At 60.2% G+C, this 5,237-nt stretch carries 6 protein-coding genes; 4 read left to right on the plus strand and 2 right to left on the minus strand.

All coding sequences use genetic code 11. The annotated features are described in order from the left end of the window. The 3 genes from B3187_RS11385 to B3187_RS11395 all read left to right on the plus strand — a co-directional run. The coding region (locus B3187_RS11385) for an endonuclease/exonuclease/phosphatase family protein (RefSeq protein WP_286806529.1) at positions 1 to 725 on the plus strand (725 nt) is incomplete at its 5' end. A 52-nt stretch (positions 726 to 777) separates the two neighbouring features. Then, positions 778 to 1,575, plus strand: a complete 798-nt coding sequence (locus tag B3187_RS11390) for a transglutaminase family protein (protein ID WP_286806531.1) — start codon at positions 778 to 780, stop codon at positions 1,573 to 1,575. Between the two features lie 65 nt (positions 1,576 to 1,640). Next, positions 1,641 to 2,066 carry an MAPEG family protein gene (locus tag B3187_RS11395; protein WP_286806533.1) on the plus strand — a complete coding sequence of 142 codons (426 nt, stop codon included), beginning with the start codon at positions 1,641 to 1,643 and terminating at the stop codon, positions 2,064 to 2,066. On the opposite strand, the gene B3187_RS11400 is transcribed toward B3187_RS11395, so the two are convergent. Both B3187_RS11400 and B3187_RS11405 read right to left on the minus strand, forming a co-directional pair. Beyond that, on the minus strand, positions 2,045 to 3,016 hold the full coding sequence (locus B3187_RS11400; protein WP_286806534.1) for a calcium/sodium antiporter: 972 nt from the start codon (positions 3,014 to 3,016) through the stop codon (positions 2,045 to 2,047). The genes B3187_RS11395 and B3187_RS11400 overlap by 22 nt on opposite strands. Positions 3,017 to 3,079: 63 nt before the next feature. Then, positions 3,080 to 3,952: a GGDEF domain-containing protein gene (locus B3187_RS11405; protein ID WP_286806536.1), complete on the minus strand. Its 873-nt coding sequence runs from the start codon at positions 3,950 to 3,952 to the stop codon at positions 3,080 to 3,082. Between the two features lie 572 nt (positions 3,953 to 4,524). On the opposite strand from B3187_RS11405, the gene B3187_RS11410 reads away from it, so the two are divergent. Continuing rightward, the coding region (locus B3187_RS11410) for a carbamoyl-phosphate synthase small subunit (RefSeq protein WP_286806539.1) at positions 4,525 to 5,237 on the plus strand (713 nt) is incomplete at its 3' end.

The raw sequence follows: 5,237 nt of genomic DNA on the forward strand, positions 1-5,237 counted from the left end.
ACCGGCGGTTCATTCTGCCGGAGCTGCGCGAGGCCGTGCGCTCGGTGGGCGCGGATATCGTTTTTCTGCAGGAAGTTCTCGGGGCCCATGAAGGCTGGTCGCGCCGCCTGGGGCATCGCTGGCCCGACGCGGCGCAGTACGAATTTCTGGCCGATACCATCTGGCAGGACTTCGCCTACGGGCGCAACGCCGTCTACCCCAAGGGGCACCACGGCAATGCGCTGCTCAGCAAGTACCCCATCACCCAGTGGGATAATCACGATATTTCCCTGAACCGGTTCGAGCAGCGCGGCATTCTGCACTGCACGCTGGATCTGGTTTCCGAGCCCAAACCCTTGCACGCCATCTGTGTGCACCTGAACCTTCGCGAGCACCATCGCCAGCGTCAGTTGCGTCGGCTGTGTGAACTGGTCAACCGCATACCGGAAGATGAGCCGGTGGTGGTCGCGGGAGATTTCAACGATTGGCGCGGCCGCGCGCAGCGCCTGCTGGCCGAGCAGGCCGGGCTGCGCGAGGTGTTCACCCATGAGTACGGTCGGCCGGCCCGCTCCTTCCCGGCCGCCTGGCCGGTGCTGCGCCTGGACCGAATCTATGTGCGCTCCGCGCGAGGGCATGCGCCGGTGGTGTTACCCCGCAAACCCTGGTCCGGATTGTCGGATCATAAGCCACTACTGGCGGAAATTGAGTTAGAGTGGGAGGATGGTCACTACCGGACGACACCCTGAGGGTGCAATGTCCGCACGTTGACCCCAAACCCTCAAACCAGGGAGTTCCCCCATGTGGCTGCGAGCCGGTTGTGAAATCCAGTTCGATGAAAGTGAGCCCGCACCGTTTATCCTGATGCTGCGCCCGCGCAGCGGCCGACGCCAGTGGGTCGCCCGCGAATCCTACACGCTGATTCCCAGTGTGCCGGTGGAAGAATACACCGACCCCTACGGCAATCTCTGCCAGCGACTGATTTCGCCGCCCGGTAAATTTGTCATTCGTACCTCGGCGGACGTTCTGGCCGACGACACCATCGATGTCGCCCCCGGCGCGCCCTTTGTGGAAGTGCAGAATCTGCCTAATGAAGTGCTGACCTACTTATTGCCCAGTCGCTACTGCGAATCGGATCAGTTCATCCTGATGGGGCGGGAGATCGTTGGCGATGCGATTCCCGGGTACGATCAGGTGGCGCGTATCGAGCAGTGGATTCGCGACCAGTTCATTTATAACGAGGCCGCGCCGCACTTTCAGCTCTCCGCTGCGGACTTCAACCAGATGAGCGAGGGGGTGTGTCGGGACTTCGCGCACCTGGGCATCGCCCTGTGTCGTGGCCTGTGCATTCCGGCGCGCATGGTGGTGGGTTACCTGCATAAACTCGAGCCCATGGATTTCCACGCTTGGTTCGAGGCCTACGTGGGCGGGCGTTGGTACACCTTTGACCCGACCCAGAGCGAGCCTCGGGGTGGTCGGGTCACGGTGGCCTATGGTCGGGATGCGGCGGATGTGGCGATTTTCAGCCAGTTCGGCCCGGCGCTGTACCCCACGCGAATGCACGTTCACGTGGAGCAGCTACCCGGACCACCGGAGTAGGTGCCGAGAAGCCACTGTATACCTGTGTGTTGAGCTTACCATCAAACTAACCAGAGGATAGCGTAATGGGTGAAGATTACCAGTTGGCGTATGCGGGACTTGCGGTGGTGTTGATCACACTGCTGGTCCAGATGTTGGTGGCGAGCTACAGCAAGGCACGACAGCCCGGCGCGGTGCCGGGGAAAATCGATGAGTCGCTCTCGCATCAGTCTTTTGTATTCCGTGCCCACCGCACCTTCATGAATTCCCTGGAAAACCTGCCCTTGTTTTTCGGAACGGTATTTCTGGCTCTGTTTGTCGGTCTGAGCTCAACCTGGCTGGCCGTGACGGTGTGGGTCTACGCATTGGCGCGGATTGCCCACATGGTGCTCTACTACGGGCTGGCGACCGAACGCAATCCCAGCCCGCGCAGCTATTTTTATCTGATTGCTCTGCTGGCCAACGTGGTGCTGCTGGTCAGGTTGCTGCTTCAACTGGCGAACATGGTCTGAACCAAGTAGCCGGTATAACCCACGTAGCAAAGCAACAGCAACCCGCCTTCGATCCGATTGATACGTCCTTGACGGCGGAAGCCATAGCCGAATACGAACAGGGACAATGTCAGAACGGACATGACAAGGACATCGCGGCTCAGCACTTCCGGATCGACCACCATGGGATGAATGGCTCCAGCAATACCCACCACCGCCAGAGTGTTGAACAGGTTGGAGCCAATCACATTGCCCAGCGCCAGGTCGTGCTCGCCCTTGCGCACCGCAACCAGAGATGAGGCCAGCTCGGGCAGCGATGTGCCGATGGCCACAATCGTCAAACCGATGATCACATCACTCACACCCAATGCCTGGGCAATATCGACGGCACCCCAGACCAGCAAGCGGGAGCTGGCCACCAGCAACACCAGGCCTATAAACAGCCACATCAACGAGCGGGGCAGGGGCATAGGGTGAGCCTGAAGCTCCGCGTCCACTTCGCCACCGAGCATATCGCCTTTGCCGCGCATACCCTGCCAGATGCTCCAGCCCATGGTGGCGGCAAATACCAACAGTAGAAGGCTGGCATCCAGCCGACCAATGTGGAGATCCCACACCAACCATGCGCTGAAAGCGGTAATCAGTGTGAGGATGGGCAATTCTTTGCGCAGGATCTGGGAGTGAACAGCGATGGGGCTGATCACCGCGGTCAAGCCTAGAATCAGGGCGATATTGGTGATGTTGGAGCCGTAGGCATTACCCAGGGCAAGCCCCGGACTACCCTGACTCGCCGCCAACGCCGAGACCACCATTTCCGGAGCGGAGGTGCCAAAGCCGATGATTACCATGCCGATCAGCAGCGGTGGCATTCCCAGGTGGCTGGCGGTGGAGACCGCGCCATCCACAAACCGGTCGGCGCTCCATACCAGAATAATCAGGCCGACAACGACGGCGGTCAGGGCGAGAATCATGGTAGTTCCTTTGGAATAGAGACGGAGCGCGGCATCTTCCGGCCTGCCCGTTGCCCTGTCAAGTCAGGTTTTATTTTCGGTATGGGCTTGTTCTGATGTGGGACTTGACTCGCCTGCCACAATGCAATCCCGCCCCTGTTTTTTGGCCTGATAGAGCGCCTCGTCGGCGCGTTCAAACCAACGGTCAACGCTTTCTCCGCGCTGCAGAATGGCCGTGCCAAACGAGGCGGTTACGGGGCCGGATGGACTGGTGAGGGTTTTGCGCAGCACCGACTGGACATGCTCGACGGCCGCTTGAAGCCCATTCGGTGTGGCCCCGGACATCAGAATCACAAACTCTTCGCCACCAAAGCGGAACAGCTGGTCCGAACGCCGGGTATTGAGGGCCAGGACGCCGACGAAATCCACCAGAATGCGATCTCCGGTGTGGTGACCGTGGGTATCGTTGACCCGCTTGAAGTGATCCAGATCGGCCAGCACCAGACCGTACTCGGTGCCTTGGCGCTCGTGTTCGGACGCGGCCCGGGCCAGCGCTTCATCCAGGGCACGGCGGTTGCTGGCCCCCGTGAGCGGGTCGAGTAGTGCCAGATGCTTCAGGCGGTTGTGCTGGTGCTCGCTTCGACGGGCAAAAACATAGGTGCAAGCGCACACCACCACCAAAGTGACCGAAAAGGACCACATCTGCTGACTGGAGCTGAAGGCGCTGCCCTCGAGGATCAGCAATGTCAGGGCTCCGAGAGGCAGAAGCGCGGCAATCAACGGGCGGGTGAGCATGAAGCTGCAGATCAATGCCGGGTACAGCCAGAACAGCCCCACTTCGCCGGCCGTCAGGGATATGGCGATGGCGCCCCCGGTGCAGGGCAACAGGGCGAGAAAGAGTCCGGTGCAGGCCGTTTTGTGCGTGCGCCAGGCGTATGTATAGTGTGGCGCCGACAATGGCTCCGAGAATGCCCAGATCGATCAGGCCAATCCAGTACTCTCCGCGCAGAAACCGCCAGATGGCAAAGGGTGTGATGCCAACGATCGCACAGGCGTTCATCAGGGTGATGACCGAGAGATGAAAATCGTTGCGTAGCCGATAAAGCATGACGGTCTCGTATTGGCCAATTGTGCGTCGTGGCTCGGAGCTGACAATGAGCCCATAGTGCCCCAGCAAGGTGCACGCCGACAAGTATTCTGGCACATTAATCTTCTTTTGGTGGCTTAGAGCTGCCGGGAGGTTGTATCGGGGTGACGGGCGGTCGTAGGCGCGAATCGGACATTTTCATTGGACAGCACCCGCCGCCTCGCGTAAAATTGCCGGCGAAATTACACTTGGCCCAAATGCCGGTCAGCAGGATTGTATGAAGCGAGATGAGGCTGGTGTTTCATCTCGCTTTTTTGCACCCCGTGACCGGGCTTTCACTCGCGCGCAGTCCGTCTAGCATTCGCTGATCTTCGCACCCCTCGGGTCGTGCGGCTGCCTCGCTGAGCCTGTGAAAAGTCCGGTTACATGACGGCACGCCATCATGCTTGAGGAGGTTGACTTGACTACTGGGGCATCCACACCCGCTGTGCTTGTACTTGAAGACGGCAGTATTTTTCGCGGTACCGCCATTGGTGCCGAGGGCCTGTCGGTGGGCGAGGTGGTGTTCAATACCTCCATGACCGGCTATCAGGAAATTCTGACCGATCCCTCCTACGCCCGTCAGATCGTGACGCTGACCTACCCCCATATCGGCAACACCGGCGTCAATGCCGAGGACGCCGAGTGCGATCGAAGCTGGGCCGCCGGTCTGGTGATTCGGGATCTCCCCTTCCTGGCCAGCAACTTCCGCTCCGAGCAGTCCCTGCCCGAGTACCTGAAAGCCCAGAACATCATCGGCATCGCCGATATCGATACCCGTCGCCTGACCCGGCTGCTGCGCGACAAGGGCGCCCAGAACGGCTGCATCATGGCGGGCGAAATCGACGAGGACAAGGCGCTGGCGGAAGCCAAGGGGTTTGCCGGCCTGAAAGGTATGGATCTGGCCAAGGTGGTCAGCGTGAAGGAACCTTATACCTGGAGCGAGGGCACCTGGTCCTTGGGCAAAGGGCATCAGGTCCCCGAGGGTGAACGGCCCTATAAAGTGGTGGCCTATGATTACGGGGTCAAGCGCAATATTCTGCGTATGCTGGTGGATCGCGGCTGTGACCTCACCGTGGTGCCGGCTGAAACACCCGCCGCCGAGGTGCTGGCGAT

The organism is Marinimicrobium sp. UBA4209, from assembly GCF_002381585.1.
In the GTDB taxonomy this organism is placed as follows: domain Bacteria; phylum Pseudomonadota; class Gammaproteobacteria; order Pseudomonadales; family Cellvibrionaceae; genus Marinimicrobium; species Marinimicrobium koreense.